Below are 23,701 nucleotides of genomic sequence, written 5' to 3' on the forward strand. Positions count from 1 at the left end.
CGTTGCTATTACATTGTTTCTTTTCGCGAATTGAAGAGGGGGCAGTGTGGTTAAATTAACGCAGTGGGTTGTTCTTTTATTTGTGATCATCCCTTTTTCAGTTTACAGCGCCCCTGCAAATAAAATCTCCATCTCTGGCTTGCCTGAGCCTTTAGAAAAAAACCTGACCTATCATCTGGAGTCTCTGGACAGTGATTCGATGACCAAAATGGGCAATGTAAAACTGACTAAAATCGTCAACGAAGCCCTTAATCCATTTGGTTACTATCATCCAACCGCTAAACTGATGCGTGTTGATGACAAAGAGATAAAACTGCAGGTTTCCACTGGCCCTATCACTACTATCCAAGAGTCCGATATTATTGTATCGGGTCAAGCATCCACTAATCCTGAGTTATTGAAGATAGTAGAGCAAAGCAACCTCAAGCAGGGCCAAGCCTTGCACCATCAAGAGTACGATAGCCTGAAGAGTAAGATTCAATCCTTTGCCTTGAGCCACGGTTATCTGGATGGTCAATTCACAATGACACGTCTGGAGGTCATACCCAGCACCAACGAAGCCAATATCCGTATTCATTTTAATAGTGGTGAACAGTACTATTTTGGAGATACCAGCATCTCGAATAGCCAGATCGAAGATGAACGACTGGTCAATCTTAAAGACTTTGAGCAAGGTGAACCGTTTGATGTGGTGAAGCTCAGTGAATATCAAACGTCACTCTCTGAAACGGGCTGGTTTAATGCTATCGATGTTCATCCGAATTATGCTTCAACAGCAGATCTGGAAGTGCCAGTAGAGGTTACCGTTGCACCACGCTCGAAAAATATTGTTGAAGTCGGTGGCGGTTACTCCTCTGATATGGGAGTAAGGGCTTCATTGGGTTGGGCTCAGCCGTGGTATAACGCCCGAGGGCATAGCTTCCAGAGTGCCGTGAGTGTGTCACAACCCGAGCAGTCATTATTGCTGGGCTACAAGATCCCGACGCGAGATATCCTAAATGACTACTACGGTATCAAGTTTGAAACGACGCATTTGGACTATCTAGATACGTTAAGTCTTGCAAGCGACCTTACCTTTGAAAAGCACTGGAAGCTAGACAATGACTGGCAGAGCACTGTATATGTAAAGTTCTTGTATGAGGACTATCAACAGGCGATGGATGAGGGTTTATCTCGTCTATTGATGCCAGGGATTTCATTCTCTTATGTGGATAAGCAGCAAGACAATAAGCGTATTAAGCACAAGCACATTTACGCCATTGAGTATTCTGACTCTCGTGTGGTGTCAGATACTCAGATATTGCGCCTAACTGGAGAAACCGCATTGTCATGGGCTATCAGTGATAATCAAAGGCTCAATTTTAGAGTAAGTATGGGGGCAAATATCTCTGATGACCTATCAGATATTCCCTCTTCTTTGCGCTTCTTTGCTGGTGGTGATGGCAGTCTGCGAGGGTATGATTATGAGTCCATCTCTCCGGTAGATGAGAATGGAGAGCTTAAAGGTGCTCCTTATATGCTGAGCTCAGGCCTTGAATATCAACATCGTATATTGGATGCGTTTTGGATTGGCGGTTTTGTGGATGTCGGTGATGCCTTTGAATCTAAATTTGATGCAAAGGTCGGTACAGGGCTTAGTGTGATCTGGGAATCTGGTTTTGTGCCAATTAAATTCGATGTGGCTCACGGGTTGGATGCAGATAAAGGCGATCAGTGGAAGGTTTATCTTTCTCTTGGTGCGCAGTTTTAGGACGGTTTATAGAGTCAAGGTATTGGTACGCGTCATTCTCGCCCAGGTCATTCCCAAGGGCTTTTCTGGGCCAGTTCTGGGACAGCACACTGGTCGGGAATCTGTTCTTAATAAACCCAAGAAGGTCACTCTATTAACGGAGGGCGGGTTGTTAATTATCGAGCGTTGAGCAGCTAAGTATTTGATAGCTTGTGCACTGATTAAATGTGGCGAATGCGTGGAGCTCTTTGGCTAAGGCTCCATCAAACCCGTCTCGATGGGTGAATGCTTTTTCAATATACAGGTTGGTCACTTGCAATGTAGACGTGGATTTTTCTACACGGCAATCTGCTCTTCCTATCAATTTCCCATCCCAGGCTATCGGCAAACAAAAGTAGCCAAATTTTCGCTTAGCAGCAGGAACGTAGCACTCTAGCTGGTAGTCAAAGTCAAACAACTGACTAATGCGCTTTCTTTGAATAAGCACATTGTCGAAAGGAGAGAGTAGGTGAACCCTGTTTCGAGCAAGTCGCTTGTTGAGCAGTTCTAGTGAACTGGTTGTCGTGTAAAACTGTTGATTTGCCACCGACACCTGCTCAATCTGCTTTGATTCTAATAACTCATTTAACGATTGTTGGATTAAGGCTTTTGACCCCTTTAACAGATACGACATTTCTGAAAGGGTGCCTATGCCGTGCGCTTTTAGGTAATTAAGCACAAGAAACTCACCGTATTCTGTTTCTGTTGGCATTGTTGTGTCTAGATCATCGGGCAGAACACGCTCTGTTAAGTCGTACACCTTATGGAAGTTACGTCGCTCGGCTATCATCAAATCGCCTTGCATGTACAAAAGCTCTAGCGCTTGCTTGGTGGGTTTGCTTTCCCATCCGGTGCGTTTTAGTACCTTTGATTCAAAGTCCTTCGCCATTAAAGGACCTTCGGCTTTGATCTTATCTAAAACGCTACGCATCAGTGCTTCATCTTTTTTATACCAATGTTTTTGCTGTCCCGACCTGAAGGTGTGCTTGCGAGGTAGGGTATAGCGAAAGTTTTTCATCGGAAGATAAGAGGCCGCATGAGACCAATATTCAAATAGAGCCTTACTGGCGACTAACTGATCGAGATGTGTTGGCTGGTATTTTGCGTTACGATTCCAAAGCACGTGGTGATGTGCGCGCTGAACCACTGAGATGGTATCAATTTGCACATAGCCGATTTGTTGGATTGAACCAAGAACGTTTGTGGCAACCACTCCTTTGGGAGTGGCTGAGCATAACCCTTGGGAAAGCAACGCGAGTTTTTGCGCTTCAGATTGAGATAGATGAATCATAGAGGCGCGCTTTATCCATGGGAGTGAGACCTTGTTGAGTATAGGTCGAGATCACAAGCAGCAAAGCGTTAGCGAATGTCGGTGATGACTCGGCCATCTTGTAGTTTCTCTTCTAATTCAGCGCTATCCAGCATTTGTCCTAGCGGTGAGTGAGGAGTAATCACAACGACATCTTGTTCAAGCTTGTAACCACCACAAATAGGTAAAAACCAGCAGACCATTTTATTGTCGATAGTCACTAGTGCGCCAATATCTATCCCGTCATCTTCATCAAAATCACGAAACACCATTGAACTCAGTTGGTTTATCATGGCGTCGCAATCTGCTACCCGCTGGGACTGACCGTGAGCTAAGTATGCTGCTTCTAACCCTACGGTGTCGTATTGGGTTTCAGCGACGCTTTGTTCATGTGTGGCAGCATCGTGAGCACTTTCTGCAGCCGCCAAGGCAATTTCTCGTTGACGATTTAGGGTGCTTAGTAAGCTTTGACGTAATTGCTCTTTATCGATCATAGTGTTTAATGTATTGACGAAACATAGTGATAGCGGATTTTAAAGCATAGTACGGGTTACATACAGCGATTAAAAACGATAAGCCATTTTCAACATAGGGCCAAAGAATCGGTAGTCTACCTTTAGGCTAGTATGCTCAGCTTCGTACCCTACGCCCAGATCGTAATAGTTAAACGATCCGGTAACGCTAAAGTTGTCGGTAACGTAATAGCGTGCTGCCATTTCCAGTTCATACATCCAGCCTGAGATCTCATCGTATTGTAAATAAAAGGCATGAACGTGGCTTTTTAGCAAAATGTCATCGTGTATCTTATGCTCCACCAAAAATCCGAGATTGGGTAATGGCGCTGTTATGCCACTATCAAAGCCCTCTGCGATCAAAGTAGCCTCGGATGATGCATTCTCATGGACTTCGACATCAATTTCTCCGCGCATGCCAAGCTCAAGCTTGGTGACATGAAAGCCGGCCAAAAAATGAACATCCAAATGCTCAGAGTTGTAAAAACGATAGCCATAGCCCAGACGCATAATATCTATATTGAGTGAAGTGAGCAGGTCGGCCTCGCCACCGATAGTATAGGTGTGCCCCTCAAGCGTAAGTTGAAAAGGTCGGGCTACGTAATCTTGATATCCATTTCGATGTAGACTGCGCCAATCGAAATAAATCTGATGGTTACTGTTAAAACGATATTCTAGATTTAAATAGGGCAGAACATCATCATGAGGAAGATTCAGTTCCGATTCAAAATTAAGATCGACATATTCTTGGTGTAGGGGATCAAATACCTCGATGTCAGTACTGGTCTTGGAGAAGAAGGCACCAATTTCAATCTCAAAGCTTCCGGCAAAAGCTACTGGAGTGAACAAGGCTGAGCACAATAGTGCAATTAATCGATTTGAAAAGAAAACGCCCTTCACCGGCCTTTACCTCTGCGCTCGTTAAGTGACAAACAGTTAAACGTGTGCGCTCTCATCGAGAGCGCAAGCACTGCAAAGTTAAGGGGGATTAAAGCTCTGACTCGCCATTCATCTTTCGGAATATCCAATTGGTTGCTTTATGCATACTGCTGTAGTTTGGATCTTTGATGGTGACAGTATCGCCTGAATACCAAACAGGCTTCATCTCTTTGTTTAGGGCTACCTGCCAGTACAACTCTTTCTTCTTGCTTAATAAGTAGTGTTCGATTTGCTTGGCAAATTCAGGGCTGTGAACAAACACGCCAAATTCGATATTTAGATTGTCAGAACGAGGGTCGAAGTTAGATGAACCTATGTAGGTCAGTTTGCTATCTAAGATGACGGTCTTGTTGTGATAGTAAGTGTCCGCATGGTAGTAGTGATCCTCGTTAATCGCATCGTCTTTGTACTCCAAAAGATTCACACCTTTTTTCAATAATTCAGTGCGATGTTTTTCGTAATACGCAGGTATAAAGCCTGAGTCATTAGATGCCGATGAGTTAGTGATCAGCGTAACGTCAGTGTTGTTGTTTGTAAGTCTATCTATGGTTCTAAACTCGCCGTCAGACGGCACAATGTAAGGCGTTGAGATAATAGCGGTTTTAGCACTATCTAAATATTCACCAATGGTACGCTCTGCGCGAGTTCTGAAATATGGCTTGTTGTCATGTAGCTTGTGAAGCGAATCAAACACTGGTGTAACCTCAACAGAGATGGCGTTTGGCTGCTCTAGTCGATCGACACTGCGCTCAATAACCGCCAATATTTCAGGGTTCTTTTTGCTAGCTTTGGCATACGCTTTGTCAAACGTCGCGAAATCCGAGCCCTGTTTTACAGAGATGAGTTCATTGATCGGTGTCACGTACTCACTGTGCCAAAGGGATTCATAGTTGTTGGCGAACGGCTTGATGATGTCACCTGTGAACAGGGTATCCATATCAAAGAAGTTTGCGTCTTTATTGAATCCAAAATACTCATCACCAATGTTTCGGCCGCCAAGGATCATCGAGTGATGATCAACATTGAAGTATTTTTCATGCAGACGATTGTCTAGCTGCTTTTGATTACCGGCGAAGTCGAACACACGACCAATCCAACCTATTTTTCTTGAGTTGAAAGGATTGAAGATCTTGATCTGAATGTTGTCATGGTCACTTAGCTCAGTAAGCCATTTCTCGTTAAAGATCAATAGGTCATCAAGCGTAAGACGTACCTGAACGCCACGATCAGCTGCTTGCTTAAGTTCATCAAGAAGCATCAAGCCAAGGGTGTTTTTGTCCCAAGAGAAATAGGTCATATCAATAGACGTTGTGGCATTGCGCACAAGGTCAACGCGACGTGCAAAGGCTTCATCTGCGGTTGGAATTAGGTAAGCCTCGGCTTGATATTCATCGGTTTTCCAACTTGCTTCGAAGCTTTGTTCCACTTCAGGGAAAGGCTGGGCACATCCTGTGACCAAAGCAACCAGCATAAAGGCGCACGCTGTTTTTAGTTTGCTCAGTGTCATAATAAACCTGCATTAAATCGTGAAATCTGGATATAAAAACGGCCAGCAAGCTGGCCGTTACAGTAGGATGAATCTCGGATGTGCTTAGTTTAGGTACCACTGCCAAGGCATAAGACCTTGCTCTTCTAAACCGGTTAGGCGACCTTGACGAAGCTTTGGATCAACACCAGGGTTCGTCACGTAGTCCCAATCGTAAGTGGTAGTGTCGCTAAAGCCTTCCGCTTCGATAACAAGCACGTTGTCAGCAGAATCGCTGTACTGGTAGTTAGTAAACAATTCTTCGCTAAACCATAGGCGTGACATTTCGTTCATTAATGCTTTCTCGCCTGTGTTTGGGTGGATCTCGCTACCATCAAAGCGTACTGCTTTGTTGAACATAAATGGCAGTTCTGAGCCGTTACATGCACCGCTGATACAACCAATCGTCTTGAATAGGTCTAGGATTGAAAGCTCACCGTACTGTCCAGTTTCTTCATCTTGCGCTGTGTTGTAGTTCCACATGCTGAAACTAGGTTTTTTGTCAAAGCGATATAGAGTCGCAGCTTCAGTGCTGTTTGCCGCCATATGACGTGCTGGGCCGTTGAACAGCGTATCGTTTAGCATGGTTTTAAACTGTGCCATGTTTGCCGTTGCACCGCCTAAAGCCGCTTCTGAGTTAGGGTAGAAGTCTGTTAGGTTAAGAGCTGTTTTGACTTCGTCATGCCCTGTCAGCTCAATGCTAGTTGCGGCTACAACACAACTAAGGATCCCTAGAGTATCTTCTTCTGATAGACAGTCCAAAGCCGCATCATCTATGTCGATAAATGTATCAAGGCCCCAGAACAACTGTGTTACGGCGCTGTACGCTGTTAATGACAACCCAGCGTTTGTCGCAAGGTCATTTGTATCCATCTGACTTAGTTCTCGCTCTACCTTAGCTTGGTTTTCTGCGTCGTCTAACCACTCAACTAGATTCATAGCTAAAGCCTTTGGCTCAACGTTTTCTACAAGAGCAGGTTCCTCATCTGTAATCAGTTCGATGATAGTTGGAATCAAGAATGTCACGCTGAACAACATACCAAAGCTGTTTGCTTCGCTTGCGTTGTTGCCTAGTACACTTGGTACAGTGAGCTCAGTCTGCATTGGAGACTTAGCAGACTCGCTGCAAGAGCCGAGTAGACTGGTTTTTTCACACTGTATGTAAGGAGCAAACGGCATCAATGTAGACATCGGAGTGTTGTCTGACTTTGGACCTATCTCAATATCAGGTACTAGAGGAACCGGTACTGAAACTGAAAGTGAAAGAGAACTCAGTAACCAGTTCTTTAGCTGCTCAAGGCCATTAAGAGCCGTTTTTTGTGATGCCATGATCTCATCAATTGAGGTTTCAGCTGTGAACTCTTGGCTACGGTCTTTAGCAACGTCATAGCTTGGGTATTCAAAGCCATACGGATTACTTTGCATGATTGCACGCTGGAAGTAGTTACCAGAGATGTTGTCATCTTGCTGTAGAAGTCCAACAGACATAGCGCCAGAACCTTGACCAATAACGGTTACGTTGTCGATATCACCACCGAAGCTTGCGATGTTGTCGTGCACCCACTCAAGAGCGCGCTTTTGATCGCCAAGACCATAGTTGCCGTCAACATTAGTGCCTTTAACCCACTGCGTGCCTAGCTGACCTAAACGGTAGTTCAAGCTAATGTAGATGAATGGCTTGCTGTCATCGCTACCTTGAGCAACCACAGTATCACCGTGAACTAGTACTTCTGAACCAGAACCATATTCAAAATCACCACCGTGAATAAACACGTATACCGGCAAATTTTCACCTGCATCAGCGCCAGCAGGACGCCAGATGTTTAGGTTCAAGCAGTCTTCGCTTTGGTCTTGTATCGTTGAACGAACTTGCATACATGCATCGCCAAATGCCGTGGCATTAACGTTTTCTTCTAGCTCTTTTGTGATGCTGTGCGCAAAGCGAGTTTGTGTGGCGTACTCGATGCCTTTAAAAGTCTCAACGTTAACGCGCTTCTCTTCACCTTCAAGTGTTGTAATAACCACAGATTCTTTCATTGCATCGATAATTGAGTCGCCGATTTCTAATGAAATTTTTTCAGCTGGCAATGGCTGCATTGGCTCTGGGTTCTCAGGCATCGGTACGGTAGCGTCTACGTCGGTGTAACAACCTGCAAGAGATGCGCTGATTGCGATAGCAACTAGAGAACGATGTAATAAGGTCATAATTTTTTCCACATTCAATATTCAGTTTGGAGTACTTTTTAAGTAACGCCGCTATGTAAACAATCGAATTTGGCGCTCTCAGTCCTTTGCGCTATTCGAACTTCTGTTTCTTAGGCGTTATAGTACGTTGCGATTCATGATTCGTTGAATCGCTTATGTCGGATTGAATCCTACGTTTATCGCAGCTTGTTATTTCAAGCTGCGAGCGAGGACTATTCTTATTTAAGCGGGAGGCTAGAAGCGGTACCCAAGGTTTAAAGTCATTGAGTCGCGCGTTTCGCCCTTGTTGTATAGGAAAGTCATTTGGTAGTGCTTACCAAACTGTTTATTGACGCCCACTAGAGCTGCCCACTGGTTAAGGTCAACACCCACATCGTAGTCAAATTCGATGCTATCGGTGACAACGGTACCTTGCATGCGAGATTTCAGGCCTTGGTATTCAGCACCTACGAATATTTGTGCGCGGTAATCCACTAGCTGATAGCCCAGCATAGGCTGTACAGTAATGATGCCATCGCCCCAGCTGTCGCCACCTTCAATACGAGTAGTTGAGTACGTACCTGTTACCGATGCAAAGAATTCTCTATAACCTACAGATAGAGTGGTACCGACACCAACTAGGTCATATTTTAGTTTTAGTGGTACGTTAAGGCGCCCAGGGTTACACGCGACAGCCAAGCTCTCACAGAACCCGTCGCCTAAACCTGGCATTTTGTCATTCAGCATTTCTTGAATTTTCTCACCAGCTGCGCCTGTGTAGCCTGCATCTACGTTTGCATTTACGTTGATTTTCCCTACGTAACCAAATACGTTCCAAAACGGTAGGATGTTAACGTCACCGCGAAGCGTAAGAGACTCCGCTGTCACAGTAGCAAACGTATCTTCTGGATCGAAAAACTCATTGAGTCGCACACCGCCAATGATGAAATCATTTGTCGGTAAGGTCATGTCTTGGTTTCGGTATGCCATAGAGATACCGAAAGGCAGAGGTAGATCGATACCTTGACGAACGACCATATCCCCCATTAATGGGAAGACGCGATCTACTTCAACACGCTCTTCAATAAGACGAGGATCAGAGGCCTCTGTCAGACGAGCTTCATCGATAATATCTACGCCGTCGCCATCATATAGCGCAATTGGCACCACGGTTTCTAGGATGTTTACCGGTTTTTTGCCTTTCTTACCAATTTTCTCAACACGCTTTTCTACCATCAGTAATTTGCCTGACTTTAAAGTCATGAAGTTGATCTGCTGGCGATAAGTTTCAATGTTGTAGCCATCCAATTTAAAAGGAGAGCGGTTGCTGATGACCATTTGCTTTGGTTGACCATCAACGATTAATACCTCTACTTTCATAAAACGGAAGTAAGCAATATCTTGTGGTAAACCGTATTTTGAGTAGTTAAAAGAAATAACCACATGGCCATTTTCTAACTCGGTCGCTTCAATGGAAGAAGGGTCGTAGCTTTGCGCCCAGTTGCGAAGGCGATATTGAGTACGAGTACTGTTTTCAATTTCTTCGACAGCATCAAAATGTTTATCTAGTTTGCTTATGTCATGCTTGATTCGAAGGTCAATATTGCCTTTTTGGTCAGTGCTTTTTACTAAGAATACAGAAGACTCTCTTGTTTCGTCACCGATGTTAATAGTGCGGTCTACTTGCTCAACAAGCTGCTCGCCCAAAGCCAAAGAACTGATGCCAAGTTTTGGCAGATCATTGTCGATGCCATAGTGAGCAAAGATCTCTTTACCTTTTAGGTCAGGGTTGAACGCAATTGCATTGTCAGCCATTGCATTAAAAGAACAGGCCAGCATCGCTGAAGCTATGATGGTAAGAACAGAACGTTTTGCTACTTGTTTTAATACGTTAAACATTGATATTCACTTTTACTTGTCAGAACCTCAAACCTATGAGCATTCAGAAATTTAAACTTTTCATCGAACACCCTTTGTTCGACGGAATGACAAGTCCACTCACTGACCGTTAGCCAGGAAAACCGTGTGGGTTATTGCCGTATAAATTAGCTGTGGAGCGGATATTAGAGGCAAATCACGGTTTGTATTAATCACATATGTAGGACGCAACCCTCCATTAACAAAATCTGGTTGTGCCTTATAACGAGGGAATAGGGAAATAACTGAGTATCAATGTGTTACGAAAACGATCGCAGTGGGTATTTTTGATGATTTATCCAAGAGTTGAATTGTAGGGTTATGTCCTACACTGGCGATTATTGCTACTGGTAATGTTCATTTATTATTCGTGTCAGTTAAGCCATAGCAAACGAGTTGCTGGTGGCATTTTTATCGACAAACCTTAGAGGCTTGCCATGACGCGCAAATCAAACATTCTCACCGTTGTACTATTGTCTGTTTCTGTTGCGGCTTGTAGCACAACGCACACTTTGGATAAGCGTGTTACCGAAGACAACTATAAGGAAGTAACCCTAGATACTAATGTAAAGGTTGAAGAACCTTTGCGCTTCTGGGGATCAGAGAAGCCAGATTTTCTCTATGACCAAAATACTCAAACAACACCGATTACAGTTAAGGGTGACACTCTAAATATTCTTGCTCTATCCGGTGGTGGTGCTAACGGCGCATTTGGCGCAGGTGTATTGATGGGGCTTGCTGATAAAGGTGAGCTTAAAGACTATTCTGTTATCACTGGAATTAGTGCTGGAGCATTGATCGCTCCCTTTGTCTTTGTTGGTGGCGATGAAGTAGAACGTTTGGAAGACGTAATCTTAGGCATTAATGATAAAGAAGTGTTGGGTAAAAAGAATTTTTTAAATACGATTTTCAAGGATGCGTTTACCGATGGTGATAGTTTTATTGAATTTATTGCCAAATCTTACCCTGAGGAAATGATAGATAAAATTGCGCTACAACATAGGAAGGGCAAACGTATATTTATAGGCTCTACACATCTTGATTCTGGGGAATTAATGGTTTGGAATTTGGGCGCTATTGCAAATAGCGAACTTCCAAACAGAGTGGAACTGGTACACAAAGTATTAGCAAGCAGTGCATCGATTCCTGGCGTATTTCCACCGCAGTTCTTCAATGTTCGTGATGAGCAAACCGTATTAGAAGAAATGCATGTAGATGGTGGACTGGCTGCTCAAGTTTTTTACAATCCCTCTAGCTTTGACTATCAACTGGTGTCAGAAACTTTAGGATTAAAAGCGACGCCGCAGCTTGATGTGATTCGTAATGGATTGCTTAAAACACCCTATAAGCCAGTAAATGACAAAGGTGTAGCTCTATTAACCAAGAGTTTATCGGGTTTAACCATGATGCAGACTCGTGGGGATATGTATCGAATGAAGTATCTCAGTGAAATTGATGATTTAGAAATGCAGTTTACTTACATTGACCAAGACTTCTCAGAAGCTAAGCAATCTAAAGACTTGTTTGATCTTGATTACATGAAGGCTATCTATCAGTACGGTTACGATAAAGCCGTCACTGGAGAACTTTGGGAAACGGAAGTACCCCAGTAGGTATATAAAAACACCCTCTTAGCCAATACGTATATAGTGGCAAAGAGGGTGTTTTAGTACTAGTTTCGTTTTACAGTTCTATAGATTACTTATCAGCGTTGGTTGCACCAATCTTATGGATAGCAAGGTCTGCACCAATAAATTCATCTTCTTGACTAAGACGTAAACCAGAGGTTTTATTGACCAGTCCATAGACGATAATACCGCCAACAACAGCAACGATAACACCTGCTAAAGTGCCTACAACCTGAGACATAAAGCTAACACCGCCAAGACCGCCCAATGCTGGCAAACCGAAGATACCCGCAGCAATAGCACCCCAAACACCACACAAGCCGTGTAGAGGCCAAACACCGAGAACATCATCAATCTTGCTGCTGCGTTGAAGGCGAGTAAATACCCAAACAAATAAAGCACCTGCAACACCACCAACGATAAATGCGCCAACAGGGTGCATTAGATCAGAGCCGGCACAGACAGCAACTAGGCCAGCCAAAGGACCATTGTGGATAAAGCCAGGGTCATTCTTACCTACAATCAGCGCCACTAAAGTACCACCTACCATTGCGGCTAAGCTGTTCACTGCAACTAAACCATTAATGCCATCTAGCGTTTGCGCTGACATAACGTTAAAGCCAAACCAGCCAACAGTCAGTACCCAAGCACCCAGTGCTAGGAACGGAATGTTAGAAGGCGCAAAAGCAATACCAGGCTTTCTACCTTGGCGTGAACCTAGCAAGTAGATTGCTACTAATGCTAGCCATCCACCCATACCGTGCACCACAACGGAGCCTGCAAAGTCGTGGAACTCTGCACCAAACTGGCTATTCAACCAATCTTGGAAACCAAAGTTGCCATTCCAAATGACGCCTTCAAAGAATGGGTATACAAAAGCAACAATTAATGCCGAAGAAAGTAGGAAAGGGCGGAACTTAGCGCGCTCTGCAATACCACCAGAAACAATCGCTGGGATTGCAGCAGCAAAGGTCAGCAAGAAGAAGAACTTAACCAGTTCATATCCATTATTTTCTGTCAGCGTTTCAACGCTGACGAAGAAGTGTTGCCCATAAGCAATCTGATAACCAATAGCAAAGTACGCCACTGCCGCTAGAGCGAAGTCAGCCATGATCTTAACTAAGGCATTTACTTGGTTCTTATGACGAACCGTACCAACTTCTAAAAAAGCAAAACCTGCATGCATGGCCAAAACCATGATCGCGCCAAGAAGAATAAATAAAGTGTCTGCGCTTTGTGCTACGGCATCGATTGCCTGACTAATGTTGTCCATATAAATAGTTCCAAAGGTGTTTAAGTTTCTGAACAGTTTTCTGCAAGAACCATTCCAACTTTGGTGCAATAAGTAAGGAAAATAACAAACTGAATGCAAAAAGAGTGCAAAGCCCGTATTTAGTGAGATTTCGGAGGTTTTAATTGAAGGTGTTGAGGAGGGGATTGCAGGAGGTGCACTATTCAAGCATTCACTGCTAACGATGAGTTGCATGATTTTAGTGCGCAAGCAGCTCGGTGTGCACGCATATGGTGCGTCATGTTGGTGCAAATGGGATTTGTGATCTGGTGCAGTGAGGTTCGTAATACGAAAATGTGGTGAATGGTTACGAGTGGTATAAAGCGAACAAATACAAAAAGCCCCAGCTAAATAGCCAGGGCTTCGAGTTATAGCTTAATTATTGGGGGAATTAAGCGGCTTGTTTCACTGCACCAGTTTTAGATGCGTTAACAAGTAGGATACCAACACTTAGTACGATTGAACCACATAGTAGGAACAATAGTCGTCCAGTCGGCTCGTTCGGGATAAGAGCCATAATTAGGATACCAAAACCAGCTGTGCTGATTAGCTTACCAAGCATAGAACGTTGTTTAGTATCTAGGTTTTGCTGCTCTTCACCTTCTGAAACAACAGGCGTGTTCCAGTTAACGAATAGTTGCTCAACTTCAGCTTCACGCTCTGGCGATAGGCCTTTGTACAGTAGAGTAGACGCGATGAAGAAACCACCGGTGAACACTACGTGTGCTGCTAAGCTTAGACCAACTTTCAGGTCAGCCCACTCACGTCCAGTTAGAGCATGCTCTAGACCAAATACGTTTTGAATGTCGTCTGCAGTTAGTGCGATACCGAAGATGTAAGAAACAATACCACCAACGATTAGCGTTGCCCAACCAGCCCAGTCTGGAGTCTTGCGAATCCACATACCTAGTAGGATAGGGATAAGCATTGGGAAGCCGATCAACGCACCGATGTTAAGTACGATGTCGAACAAGCTTAGGTGCTTCAGTGAGTTGATGAACAGACCGATACCGATGATGATCAAGCCCATTACAATGGTAGTCACTTTACTCACTGCTACTAGCTCTTTCTGAGACGCTTGAGGGCGTACGATAGGGCTGTAGAAGTTCATTACGAAGATACCAGCGTTACGGTTAAGACCAGAGTCCATTGAAGACATAGTCGCCGCGAACATTGCTGACATTAGTAGACCAACCATACCAGCAGGCATTACGTTTTGTACGAATGCTAGGTATGCTGCGTCACCTGCTTTGTTACCCATTACAGCGTATTGTGCCGCAAAGTCAGGTTGGAAAGCTGCCATGTACCAAGGTGGTAGGAACCAGATTAGTGGACCAACAATCATAAGGATACAAGCTAGGCCTGCAGCTTTACGTGCGTTGTCACTGTCTTTAGCACATAGGTAACGGTATGCGTTGATACTGTTGTTCATTACACCGAACTGCTTAACGAAGATGAACACAACCCAAAGGATGAAGATGCTCACGTAGTTAAGGTTGTTGCCCAGCATGAAGTCGCCTTGGAAGTTGTCTACGATGTTTCCTAGACCACCACCTGCAAAGTATGCAGCGATTGCACAAGTAATTGTAACAGCCATGATTACTAGCATCTGCATGAAGTCAGATGCAACAACCGCCCAAGAACCACCAGTAACAGCCATCAACATGAGAACTAAACCGGTAACTACGATGGTTGCTTCCATTGGGATGTTAAATACAGCTGCTACGAAGATAGCAAGACCGTTCAACCATACACCAGCAGAAATCAAGCTGTCAGGCATACCTGCCCAAGTGAAGAACTGTTCTGAAGTTTTGCCGAAACGCTGACGAATTGCTTCGATAGCGGTTACTACACGAAGTTGACGGAACTTCGGAGCAAAATAGATGTAGTTCAAGAAGTAACCAAATGCATTGGCTAGGAATAGGATAACAACGACGAAACCGTCGCTGAACGCGCGTCCTGCGGCTCCCGTAAACGTCCATGCTGAAAACTGTGTCATGAAGGCGGTTGCACCAACCATCCACCACAACATTTTACCGCCACCCCTGAAGTAGTCACTGGTAGATGTTGTAAACTTTCTAAACATCCAGCCAATAGCCATTAAGAAGAAGAAGTAGGCGAGAACAACAAAAGTATCAATAGTCATTTTTTTCAGCCTTAAAGGTCTTTAGATTAACTGCGAATAATATAGCGTTTTTCGTGATTTATTTGTACTACAATATGCATCTAACGTGATCTAGAGCACATTTTGGCTTCGGGGTGTATTTTGGTGCTTTTTATTATTAAAAACAACAACTTAAGTTAAAATTGAGTGTTTGTAATTCCATTATTGGTTACTTATATGCCAAATACGAAAGTACTTTAGTATTACAAAATGTAACCACTATTCTAGCCTACTAAACTCGATTTTATAAGTACCAAAAATAGTTTAGTAGTTAATAGGTTAGACCAAATTTATGAGTTTGCAGGAAGGATCATCTGCAGATGCTGTCGCACTTTAATAATGTGCTTCATGAGAGGGTATATTGGTCAGTCTGTGTTTTCTACGGGCATGGCTTACGCCAAAATGACGCGCTGTTAACTTATAGATGTCACAATCGGTATAGGTATTAGAGTTTGAAGGTTGATGTGCTTGTCAGTTAAGGAGCAACTCGTACATTGTGTGATCGATTCTAGCTTTATTCTCAGTACGAAAATCCGTTTTATGGGTCACCTCTCTACGCTAGTAGGTAACCAATCGTCATCCTGAACTCGATTCAGCCTCTAAGGCCGCACAAAGTTAATAATGCCCTACACACGGTCGAGTTCTGAAGTATCTAAGATACTGGATAGCTATTGCATAGCTTCCAGTATGACGGTATGAGGGGCTGAGATTGTACCCGGGGAAGTGCGAGTAAATGATAGAGTTTGCGTGTAGAGTGTTTGAAGCAGGCTAGTGACTATCCCCTGTATGTCATCAGTATCGCTTCCAACATCAACACTCAACCATTCCGTCATCCTGAGCTCGACTCAGGATCTTAGAGCGCACTGAGTGTCTTTATTCCGCTGACCAATTAAGCTTTGAAGTACCTAAGATGCTGGATAGCTATTACATAGCTTCCAGTATGACGGGGTGTGGGGCTGAGATTGTACCCGGGGAAGTGCGAGTAAATGATAGAGTTTGCGTGTAGAGTGTGTGAAGCAGGTTAGTTACTATCCCCTGTATGTCATCAGTATCGCTTCCAACATCAACACTCAACCATTCCGTCATCCTGAGCTCGACTCAGGAACTTAGAGCGCACAGAGTTTCTTTATTCCGCTGACCAATTAAGCTTTGAAGTACCTAAGATACTGGATAGCTATTACATAGCTTCCAGTATGACGGGGTGGGGGAGTTGAATCCGCATATGGGGAAGGGCGGGCAAGAGTGCTTACTGAAGCATTTCATCAGCACCAGTATCAGTATCGCTTCCAACATCAACACTCAACCATTCCGTCATCCTGAGCTCGACTCAGGATCTTAGAGAGCACTGAGTGTCTTTATTCCGCTGACCAATTAAGCTCTGAAGTACCTAAGATACTGGATAGCTATTTCATAGCTTCCAGTATGACGGGCATGAGGCGGCAGGGGTTGTATGTGGGTAGGTGCAGGCAAAAGGTTGAGTTTGCGTGTAGGGTGAATGATGCTGGTTAGTTGCTAACTCCTGTATGTCAGCAGTATCAGTCCCAACAGCAATACTCAACCGTTACGTCATCCTGAGCTCGACTCAGGATCTTAGAACGCACAGAGTCGGCTCATCCAATCAAACCTAAAGTGATAACGTAACGAACGGACTGAACACAAACTCCATGCCCACCATCCCAAACAATTCATCCAGCGCCACCAAACTCCAGACACAAAAAAAGCGAGCCTAGGCTCGCTTTTTCAAAACAATTGCAAAGCAATATTAGCTAACGTGAGCTACTGCGTCGCGAACTAGTTCACCTAGCTCGTCCCACTTGCCTTCGTCCATTAGCTTAGTTGGAACCATCCAAGTACCACCACATGCAAGAACTGCAGGGATGTTTAGGTACTCGTCAACGTTCTTAAGGCTAACGCCGCCAGTAGGCATGAAGCTTACTGGGTAAACAGCAGTTAGTGCTTTAAGCATTGGAACGCCACCTGATGGTTCAGCTGGGAAGAATTTAAGAGTACGAAGACCCATTTCCATTGCTTGCTCAACTAGGCTTGGGCTGTTAACGCCAGGTACGATAGCAACGCCTTTGTCTAGGCAGTACTGAACTGTACGTGGGTTGAAGCCAGGGCTTACGATGAAGTCAACGCCAGCGTCGATAGAAGCATCAACTTGCTCGTTAGTAAGAACAGTACCAGAACCGATTAGCATTTCTGGGAATTCTTTACGCATAACGCGGATAGCTTCAACTGCACACTCAGTACGTAGAGTGATTTCAGCACAAGGCATGCCGTTTTCAACAAGAGCGCGACCTAGTGGAATTGCATCTTCAACGCGGTTGATAGCAATTACTGGAATCACTTTAAGGCTTGCTAGTTTTTCGTTCAAAGTTGTCATGTTTTTTCTCATCGAAATAATGTGTGAGTCTGCGTGAGCAGGACAATTTATAGAGACAGCTCAGGCATTGCTTCAGCAGGGATGATAGCACCCGCGTACTGAATTACTGTACCTGCAACAGCGTGACCGCTAGCCGCTGATTCAACAGCTGTGCCGCCACATAGACGTTTCGCTAGGAAACCTGCACTGAAAGAGTCGCCAGCTGCCGTCGTATCAACGATGTTGTCGATCTGGTTAGCTGAAACGTAGTTTGCGCTTTCGCCTTCAACTACTAGACACTCTTTACCGCCACGCTTGATAACAAGCTCTTTAACACCAGCGTTAGTTGTACGCTCGATGCACTGCTCAACGTTCTCGTCACCGTATAGGTCTTGCTCGTCGTCGAAAGTCAGAAGTGCTGTATCCGTGAAGCTTAACATCTTCAGGTACCACTTTTGAGCTTCTTCTTGGCTAGCCCATAGTTTTGGACGGTAGTTGTTGTCGAAGAATACTTTGCCTTCGAAGTTCTCAAGGAACTTGAATAGCTCGTTGCGACCGTTTTCAGTCAAGATAGCTAGAGTGATACCACTTAGGTAAACAGCATCGTAGCCACTTAGCGTGTCAACAAGAGAAGCTGACTCAGCTTGATCAAACATGAACTTCGCTGCAGCGTCATTGCGCCAGTAGTGGAAGCTACGCTCGCCAGTGTCATCAGTTTCGATGTAGTAAAGACCTGGTTGCTTGTCTGAAAGACGTGCAATTAGGCTTGTATCGATGTTCTCAGACTCCCAGCTTTCTAGCATGTGAGCACTGAATGGGTCTTGGCCCAATGCTGTTACATAGCTAGTTTTGATACCGTGCTTGTGAGTCAGGCGAGATAGATACAGAGCCGTGTTCAGTGTATCACCGCCGAATGCTTGCTTTAGAAGTTCACCTTTTTGCTGAAGTTCTACCATGCACTCGCCAATGATAGCGATATTTAATGATGTCATATGCTTACCTAAGCCTAAATGTACTTCAAAGATTACTTAAGGAAATCTTCACGTGCTGGAGAGAACAGGTCAAGAAGCTCACTGCCTTCTTCTAGAGCTACTGCACCGTGTACAAAATGCTTAGGAGCAATGTAAGCGTCGCCAGCAACAAGGATTTTCTTTTCGCCTTCGATTTCTGCTTCAAAGCTACCGCAAATTACGTAACCGATTTGGTCATGAATTTCATGCGCGTGAGGGTGGCCGATTGCGCCTTTTTCAAAACGTACACGAACGCCCATTAGTTCGTCAGTGTAACCAACGATCTGACGGCTAAGACCTTCGCCTAGATCTTCCCAAGGTTGTTCTTTTGAAATGAAAAATGGATTCATGATGAGGTTCCTTAATGGTTTTGAGTTTTTACAAACTAAAAAATTAACTTTAACTATGCATATAATAATGGATTATTTTTAATTGTCATACAATAAGTTTATAGTTGTGTGACATAGGTCAACTGTAAGCAAGTTTGTTTACCTACAATATCCAAGCGACAGAGAGAAATGGAAGTATAGGTAACAAATAGTTATTTTTTGAAATTGTTTATGTGACAGCATTCATTCTTTTTTGACCGCCACATAGGATTAAAGTTAATATTGTATTACTTTATGTGGGTTTACAATTATTCTCGTTAGTTGAGGAAAAACTACAAAATGACGACACAACCTATATTGCTGACTGCCGAAGAGATCATTGAACTTCGCAAGGAAGTCGGCCGTGACACCCTGATGGGCAAGACCATCGCTAAGAACGTTGCACAACTTGAACGTTTCATGAGCCTACCACTAGAGGTACCGGGTCACGGTGATGGCGGGAGCTATGAGCACAACCGTCACAAAGATAACTATACCTACATGAACATTGCAGGTCGTCTTTTCCTCATCACCGAAGAACAGAAATACGCTGACTTCGTGACTGCACTGCTTGAAGAGTATGCAGACAAGTACCTAGAGCTCGGTTTCCAAGTTCAGAAGAACACAAACCCAACGGGTCGTATTTTCCACCAGATCCTCAACGAACATGGTTGGTTGCTATTCACCAGCATCGCGTACTCTTGCGTTGCATCAACTATGACTGAGGCGCAGCGTCAGCGCATTATCGATCGCATCTTTATCCCTATGATTGAGATGAGCATTGATAAGTACTCACATCGCTTTGACCACATTCACAACCACGGTGTTTGGGCCGTTGCCGCTGTTGGTGCGTGTGCCGTAGCGATTGGTAAGCCAGAATATTTGGAAATGGCGGTTTACGGTAAAGACCGTGACGCATCAAGTGGCTTCCTAGACCAAGTGTCTAATCTATTTGCTCCTTCTGGTTATTACCTAGAAGGTCCTTACTACTCGCGCTTTACGATTCGTCCACTGGTGTTGCTGGCTGAGATTATTCATCGCCACATGCCAGAGGTGGATATCTACAACTACAAAAACGGCGTAGTAGGCAACACAGTACAAGCACTACTGGCGTCTGCGTATCCAAACGGTGTATTCCCTGCAATGAACGATGCGTCACAAAGCATGAGCATTGCGGATATGGGTGTGCAGGTTGCTGTTAGCATTTACGGCGCGCACTACTCACTAGACGACAATATTCTGGGTATGGCGAAGATTCAAGACGGTGTTTGGATGCATCCTTGCGGTCTTAAAGTGTCTCGCGCTTATGAAGAAGCATCGGCAGAGCGCACTATCGGCATGCCATTCTGGCCAAGTGTAGAACTCAACGAAGGCCCTGATGGCGACAAAGGCGCACAAGGCTTTGTTCGTATGCAGGACAAAAATGGCGATGTTACTCAACTAGTGATGAACTACGGTCAGCACGGTATGGGTCACGGCCACTTCGACACACTAGGCATTACGCTATTCAATCGTGGTCATGAAGTACTTCGCGAATACGGTTTTGCTCGTTGGATTAACGTTGAGCCTAAGTTTGGCGGTCGTTACCTTCCTGAAAACCCGTCATACGCTCGTCAAACCATTGCACACAATAGCGTGACCATTGATGAAGCCTGTCAGAACTACTTCGATGTAGATCGTGCAGACTCAGTTCACGGTATTCCCCACTTTTTCCAGGTTAACGATGACAACCTAAAGGGCATGAGCGCGTTTGCGAACGACCACCACGATGGCTTTGGTCAGCAACGTAGTGTGTTCCTGCTTAACCTAGATGAGCTAGAAGCGCCACTGTTAATCGATTTGTATCGCGTAGTGGGCGAGGGTGAGCATCAGTACGATTACTCTCACCAATACAATGGCCAGATTATTCGCACTAACTTCGAGTATGAGGCTTATAAAGAACTAGAAACTCTAGGTTCAGATCACGGCTACCAGCACCTTTGGAAGGTAGCTGCAGGTGAAGCTAATGAAACGGCGCTAGTAAGTTGGTTGCAAGACAACAGCTATTACACTTGGCTTGGCACAAGCTCTAACGACAACGGTGAAGTCATCTTTACTCGCTCTGGCGCTAATGATCCAAGCTTTAACCTTCGCAGTGAGCCTTCATTCATTCTGCGTAGCCGTGGCGAGTCCACTCTATTTGCTTCTGTTGTTGAAACGCACGGTTATTTCAACGAAGAGTTTGAGCAATCAGTGAATGCTCGTGGCCGAGTTCAAGACATTCGTGTGCTTGCTCACAACGAGACCGGATCTGCTATCGAGATCACCACCCAAGATTCTATCGTGACTATGCTTGTTTCTAATCAAGCGGATGTCACCGAAAACACAGTTAATCAAATTATAATTAATGATAAGACCTTCAACTGGACAGGACACTATTCAGTGGAAGTTAAAACCCAATCTCAGGAGACGATTTAATGAGCTACCAACCATTGCTGCTTAACTTTGAAGAAGCAGCTGAACTCCGTAAAGAACTTGGCAAGGATAGCCTATTAGGTAAAGCATTAGCGCGCGACATTAAACAAACTGACGCGTACATGGCTGAAGTAGGCATTGAAGTACCAGGACACGGTGAAGGTGGTGGCTACGAGCACAACCGTCACAAGCAAAACTACATCCACATGGATCTAGCGGGTCGTTTGTTCCTGATCACTGAAGAAACAAAATACCGTGATTATATCGCCGATATGCTTACTGCATACGCGAAGGTATACCCAACGCTTGAAAGCAACGTGAGTAAAGATACTAACCCTCCAGGTAAGATCTTCCACCAAACACTTAACGAAAACATGTGGATGCTTTACGCTTCTTGTGCGTACTCTTGCATCTTCCACACGCTTTCTGATGAGCAAAAAGCACTGATTGAAAACGACCTTTTCAAGCAAATGATCGACCTGTTTGTGGTGACTTACGGTCACGATTTCGACATCGTTCATAACCACGGCCTTTGGGCTGTAGCAGCAGTAGGTATCTGTGGTTACGCGATTAACGATCAAGAGTCAGTAGACAAAGCGCTTTACGGCCTGAAAATGGACAAAGTAAGCGGCGGTTTCCTAGCTCAGCTTGACCAACTGTTCTCGCCAGATGGCTACTACATGGAAGGTCCTTACTACCACCGTTTCTCTCTACGTCCGATCTACCTGTTCGCAGAATCTATCGAGCGTCGCCAGCCTGAAATTGGTATCTACGAGTTTAATGACTCAGTGATCAAGACAACCTCTTACGCAGTATTCAAAACAGCGTTCCCAGACGGTTCTCTACCAGCATGTAACGATTCATCTAAGACTATCTCTATCAATGATGAAGGCGTTGTGATGGCAACATCTGTATGTTTCCAGCGTTACGAGCAAGCTGAAACACTACTAGCAATGGCTAACCACCAGCAAAACGTATGGGTTCATACTTCTGGTCTGACTCTATCTAATGCCGTTGAAGCAGCTGATGAAATCAAGCCATTTAACTGGGGTAGCCTATACATCACAGATGGCCCTCAAGGTGAGAAAGGCGGTCTAGGCATCCTACGTCACCGTGACGCGCAAGATGACGACACTATGGCGCTTATCTGGTTTGGTCAGCACGGCTCTGATCACCAGTACCACTCTGCACTGGATCACGGTCACTACGATGGCCTGCACCTAAGTGTATTCAACCGTGGTATCGAAGTGCTTCACGACTACGGTTACGGCCGTTGGGTAAACGTTGAGCCTAAGTTCGGTGGTCGCTACATTCCTGAGAACAAGTCTTACTGTAAGCAAACTGTTGCTCACAACACTGTGACTGTTGATCAGAAAACTCAGAACAACTTCAACACAGCACTAGCTGAGTCTAAGTTTGGTGAGAAGCACTTCTTCAACATTGACAATGACAAGCTACAAGGCATGAGTGGTCGCATCTCTGGCTACTACGAAGGCATCGATATGCAGCGCAGCATCATCCTTGCTGACCTTGAAGAGTTCGAAAAGCCTCTAGTGATTGATGTTTACCGCATCCAGTCTGAAGAAGAGCACCAGTACGACCTACCTGTACACTACACAGGCCAGATCATTCGTACTGATTTTGAATACCAAACCCAAAGCACGCTTAAGCCTGTCGGTGAGTCTGACGGTTACCAACACCTTTGGAACCTAGGCTCTGGCAAGGTTGAAGGTAGCTCTCTTGTTAGCTGGCTTGTTAACAACAGCTACTACTCACTAGTGACTAGCGCACAAGCAGCTGACAGCGAAGTAATTTTTGCTCGTCTAGGTGCGAACGACCATGACTTCAACCTGCGTAGCGAACCTGCAATGATCATGCGCCAATCGGGTAAAGATCATGTGTTTGCTTCTGTTCTTGAAACTCACGGTTACTTCAACGAAGAGTTCGAGCAATCTGTAAATGCTCGTGGTCTAGTTGAGTCTGTAAACGTAGTGGCTGATACAGTAGACGGTACAGTGGTTCGTATTCAAACGACTACGGGTAACACGTACCACTTCGGTATCTCTAACCGTGCAGAAGACGCTCAACAATCTGAGCACACGGTAGGCGAGTTCACTTGGACTGGTTCTTTCGCTCAAATCTAAGAGTGAGTCGCTAATCTTCTAGATTGGCACAACATAATAGATAAACGGATGTAGGGTTTAACCTTACATCCGTTTTTTTATGCCTAAGTGTTTGAAGTAAATGTAATATTTTGTTGCATATTA

Annotated in this window: 15 protein-coding genes; 4 read left to right on the forward strand and 11 right to left on the reverse strand. The window is 44.6% G+C overall.

The window, feature by feature from the left end:
* Positions 1-46 precede the first annotated feature (46 nt).
* Complete coding sequence (locus tag A6E01_RS14955) at positions 47-1,750, forward strand: autotransporter assembly complex protein TamA (protein WP_065210581.1); 1,704 nt, start codon at positions 47-49, stop codon at positions 1,748-1,750.
* A 151-nt stretch (positions 1,751-1,901) separates the two neighbouring features.
* On the opposite strand, the gene A6E01_RS14960 is transcribed toward A6E01_RS14955, so the two are convergent.
* The 6 genes from A6E01_RS14960 to A6E01_RS14985 all read right to left on the reverse strand — a co-directional run bounded on the left by A6E01_RS14960 (position 1,902) and on the right by A6E01_RS14985 (position 10,142).
* Positions 1,902-3,059, reverse strand: a complete 1,158-nt coding sequence (locus tag A6E01_RS14960) for a winged helix-turn-helix domain-containing protein (RefSeq protein WP_065210582.1) — start codon at positions 3,057-3,059, stop codon at positions 1,902-1,904.
* 68 nt (positions 3,060-3,127) lie between these two features.
* Positions 3,128-3,571, reverse strand: coding sequence for a hypothetical protein (locus A6E01_RS14965; protein ID WP_065210583.1), 444 nt, complete (start codon positions 3,569-3,571; stop codon positions 3,128-3,130).
* 69 nt (positions 3,572-3,640) lie between these two features.
* Positions 3,641-4,489 carry a hypothetical protein gene (locus A6E01_RS14970; protein ID WP_065210584.1) on the reverse strand — a complete coding sequence of 283 codons (849 nt, stop codon included), beginning with the start codon at positions 4,487-4,489 and terminating at the stop codon, positions 3,641-3,643.
* Between the two features lie 88 nt (positions 4,490-4,577).
* On the reverse strand, positions 4,578-6,035 hold the full coding sequence (locus A6E01_RS14975; protein ID WP_065210585.1) for a phospholipase D family protein: 1,458 nt from the start codon (positions 6,033-6,035) through the stop codon (positions 4,578-4,580).
* 84 nt (positions 6,036-6,119) lie between these two features.
* The gene (locus A6E01_RS14980; RefSeq protein ID WP_065210586.1) at positions 6,120-8,258 is read right to left on the reverse strand and encodes a carboxylesterase family protein; all 2,139 of its coding nucleotides are present in this window, start codon (positions 8,256-8,258) and stop codon (positions 6,120-6,122) included.
* Positions 8,259-8,492: 234 nt separating this feature from the next.
* Complete coding sequence (locus A6E01_RS14985) at positions 8,493-10,142, reverse strand: hypothetical protein (RefSeq protein ID WP_418368976.1); 1,650 nt, start codon at positions 10,140-10,142, stop codon at positions 8,493-8,495.
* A gap of 449 nt (positions 10,143-10,591) precedes the next feature.
* Here A6E01_RS14985 and A6E01_RS14990 point away from each other — a divergent pair, with 449 nt between their 5' ends.
* Positions 10,592-11,767 (forward strand): patatin-like phospholipase family protein, encoded by a 1,176-nt coding sequence (locus tag A6E01_RS14990; RefSeq protein ID WP_065210588.1) that lies wholly within the window; start codon positions 10,592-10,594, stop codon positions 11,765-11,767.
* 85 nt (positions 11,768-11,852) lie between these two features.
* Here A6E01_RS14990 and A6E01_RS14995 read toward each other — a convergent pair whose 3' ends face one another.
* The 5 genes from A6E01_RS14995 to A6E01_RS15015 all read right to left on the reverse strand — a co-directional run bounded on the left by A6E01_RS14995 (position 11,853) and on the right by A6E01_RS15015 (position 18,962).
* Positions 11,853-13,055 carry an ammonium transporter gene (locus A6E01_RS14995; RefSeq protein WP_017027887.1) on the reverse strand — a complete coding sequence of 401 codons (1,203 nt, stop codon included), beginning with the start codon at positions 13,053-13,055 and terminating at the stop codon, positions 11,853-11,855.
* Between the two features lie 409 nt (positions 13,056-13,464).
* A complete protein-coding gene (locus tag A6E01_RS15000; protein WP_017027886.1) occupies positions 13,465-15,219 on the reverse strand; it encodes a sodium:solute symporter family transporter in 1,755 nt (584 codons plus the stop codon).
* A gap of 1,780 nt (positions 15,220-16,999) precedes the next feature.
* Complete coding sequence (locus A6E01_RS15005; RefSeq protein WP_017032088.1) at positions 17,000-17,623, reverse strand: bifunctional 4-hydroxy-2-oxoglutarate aldolase/2-dehydro-3-deoxy-phosphogluconate aldolase; 624 nt, start codon at positions 17,621-17,623, stop codon at positions 17,000-17,002.
* A 47-nt stretch (positions 17,624-17,670) separates the two neighbouring features.
* The gene (gene kdgK / locus A6E01_RS15010; protein ID WP_065210589.1) at positions 17,671-18,594 is read right to left on the reverse strand and encodes a 2-dehydro-3-deoxygluconokinase; all 924 of its coding nucleotides are present in this window, start codon (positions 18,592-18,594) and stop codon (positions 17,671-17,673) included.
* 32 nt (positions 18,595-18,626) lie between these two features.
* Positions 18,627-18,962, reverse strand: a complete 336-nt coding sequence (locus A6E01_RS15015) for a cupin domain-containing protein (protein WP_017027883.1) — start codon at positions 18,960-18,962, stop codon at positions 18,627-18,629.
* Positions 18,963-19,280: 318 nt separating this feature from the next.
* Here A6E01_RS15015 and A6E01_RS15020 point away from each other — a divergent pair, with 318 nt between their 5' ends.
* Both A6E01_RS15020 and A6E01_RS15025 read left to right on the forward strand, forming a co-directional pair.
* Positions 19,281-21,437 carry a heparinase II/III domain-containing protein gene (locus A6E01_RS15020; protein WP_065210590.1) on the forward strand — a complete coding sequence of 719 codons (2,157 nt, stop codon included), beginning with the start codon at positions 19,281-19,283 and terminating at the stop codon, positions 21,435-21,437.
* The gene (locus A6E01_RS15025; protein WP_065210591.1) at positions 21,437-23,578 is read left to right on the forward strand and encodes a heparinase II/III domain-containing protein; all 2,142 of its coding nucleotides are present in this window, start codon (positions 21,437-21,439) and stop codon (positions 23,576-23,578) included. Before A6E01_RS15020 ends, A6E01_RS15025 begins: the two co-directional genes overlap by 1 nt.
* The last annotated feature ends 123 nt before the right edge of the window (positions 23,579-23,701 follow it).

Source organism: Vibrio breoganii, from assembly GCF_001677275.1.
In the GTDB taxonomy this organism is placed as follows: Bacteria; Pseudomonadota; Gammaproteobacteria; order Enterobacterales; family Vibrionaceae; genus Vibrio; species Vibrio breoganii.

What these genes read in the sequence shown, in the direction of transcription:
- A6E01_RS14960 (WP_065210582.1), bottom strand. Translation starts at nt 3,059, where the DNA reads ATGATTCATCTATCTCAATCTGAAGCGCAAAAACTCGCGTTGCTTTCC.
- A6E01_RS15000 (WP_017027886.1), bottom strand. Translation starts at nt 15,219, where the DNA reads ATGACTATTGATACTTTTGTTGTTCTCGCCTACTTCTTCTTCTTAATG.
- A6E01_RS14990 (WP_065210588.1), top strand. Translation starts at nt 10,592, where the DNA reads ATGACGCGCAAATCAAACATTCTCACCGTTGTACTATTGTCTGTTTCT.
- kdgK (WP_065210589.1), bottom strand. Translation starts at nt 18,594, where the DNA reads ATGACATCATTAAATATCGCTATCATTGGCGAGTGCATGGTAGAACTT.
- A6E01_RS15015 (WP_017027883.1), bottom strand. Translation starts at nt 18,962, where the DNA reads ATGAATCCATTTTTCATTTCAAAAGAACAACCTTGGGAAGATCTAGGC.
- A6E01_RS14995 (WP_017027887.1), bottom strand. Translation starts at nt 13,055, where the DNA reads ATGGACAACATTAGTCAGGCAATCGATGCCGTAGCACAAAGCGCAGAC.
- A6E01_RS15020 (WP_065210590.1), top strand. Translation starts at nt 19,281, where the DNA reads ATGACGACACAACCTATATTGCTGACTGCCGAAGAGATCATTGAACTT.
- A6E01_RS15025 (WP_065210591.1), top strand. Translation starts at nt 21,437, where the DNA reads ATGAGCTACCAACCATTGCTGCTTAACTTTGAAGAAGCAGCTGAACTC.
- A6E01_RS14980 (WP_065210586.1), bottom strand. Translation starts at nt 8,258, where the DNA reads ATGACCTTATTACATCGTTCTCTAGTTGCTATCGCAATCAGCGCATCT.
- A6E01_RS14965 (WP_065210583.1), bottom strand. Translation starts at nt 3,571, where the DNA reads ATGATCGATAAAGAGCAATTACGTCAAAGCTTACTAAGCACCCTAAAT.
- A6E01_RS14975 (WP_065210585.1), bottom strand. Translation starts at nt 6,035, where the DNA reads ATGACACTGAGCAAACTAAAAACAGCGTGCGCCTTTATGCTGGTTGCT.
- A6E01_RS15005 (WP_017032088.1), bottom strand. Translation starts at nt 17,623, where the DNA reads ATGACAACTTTGAACGAAAAACTAGCAAGCCTTAAAGTGATTCCAGTA.